Annotated in this window: 1 protein-coding gene and 1 pseudogene; one reads left to right on the top strand and one right to left on the bottom strand. The window is 41.8% G+C overall.

Features of this window, described 5'->3' with window-relative positions:
• Positions 1-151: 151 nt before the first annotated feature.
• The gene (gene hns, locus AC1DUO_RS25005) at positions 152-559 is read right to left on the bottom strand and encodes a histone-like nucleoid-structuring protein H-NS (RefSeq protein WP_013575950.1); all 408 of its coding nucleotides are present in this window, start codon (positions 557-559) and stop codon (positions 152-154) included.
• Positions 560-1,182: 623 nt separating this feature from the next.
• Between hns and AC1DUO_RS25000 the strand changes: the two are divergent.
• Positions 1,183-1,371, top strand: a pseudogene (locus AC1DUO_RS25000) (thymidine kinase); the annotation flags it as partial.

The following is a 1,371-nucleotide window of genomic DNA, read 5'->3' as shown; positions in this document are numbered from 1 at the left end:
AGTTAAATCTTATAGATGTTTATTGAACAGGTTGTATCAATCTGTTTTATCAGTTTTGTATTTGCGGTACGCCTGTTACAGCGTAATAAAAACAAAAAGCCCATCAGAGTGATGGGCTTTTTAGCATTAACAGTAACGTTAATCAGGGCAATTACAGCAGGAAATCGTCCAGTGATTTACCTTGCTCTTCGATTGCTTTCTTGATTACAGCTGGAGTACGACCYTGGCCAGTCCAGGTTTTGTTTTCGCCGTTCTCATCAACGTATTTGTATTTAGCCGGGCGTGCTGCACGTTTTGCTTTACCAGTCGCTTTAGTCGCAGCCATTGTCTGCAGCAATTCATTAGGATCAATACCGTCCGCAATCAGCATTTCGCGGTATTGTTGCAGTTTACGGGTGCGCTCTTCAATCTCAGCAGCTGCCTGAGAATCTTCTTCGCGACGCTCGTTCACAACAACTTCTAATTTTTCCAGCATCTCTTCCAGAGTTTCCAGAGTGCATTCTCTTGCTTGCGCACGCAGAGTACGGATGTTGTTCAGAATCTTTAATGCTTCGCTCATTATACTAGTCTCAAATTATATTGGTGGGGGGCGTTTGGCTAATAATAGAATGCTCTTCTGTATTCTGCAATAGCGAATTTGTTTGCTTGACCTTAATTTACGCATTTAAAGCAAATAATGTTTATCCGCAGAGAAATATAGCCAGGTCGCTTAGCGCTATTAATCTGGGGATGATAACCCTAATTTCAATCCTCTGTTGAGGATTGTTGATGCTTTGTGTAAGTGTTTTTTTAAGTCAGCGAGAGTTCACAAAATTAAAGGATCCGTGAAGTCATGTAATGTAAGGATATGGAAAGGCTTGAGAGATGAAGCACAAGATCAGAAAAATGATTCTTTGCCGGTAGCATTTCAATTGTCTTTTTTAATGTATAGACAAACTCTTACTCTGCAATGCAGACATATAAACTGCGCTTTCATTGCGGGTATTCTGCCGTGTCAGCAGGCCATAATTATCTCATGTCGTATAATTTTTATTGTAAGCCTCTGTGATTTCTTTACCGGGAATGAATGCCCGCCCGTGTCAGATATCAGTGCCACTCTCCGGTTGTTATAGTCTGCCAGGCATGTGATACAATACATGCCGAAAATTTATGCCATCCATTACTTTATGGGATCACTTCTTTATGGCTCAGCTTTATTTCTATTACTCGGCGATGAATGCCGGTAAGTCCACCTCGTTGCTGCAATCTTCATATAATTATCAAGAACGTGGTATGCGCACGCTGGTGTTAACAGCAGAACTCGATAACCGGTATGGTCAGGGTAAAGTCAGTTCGCGAATCGGCTTGTCGTCTCCTGCAGAGCTTTACAAC

The organism is Rahnella sp. P4_A8 (assembly GCF_056402435.1).
Note: the sequence above shows the minus strand (reverse complement) of the source record. Positions and strands in the feature narration are given on the sequence as shown.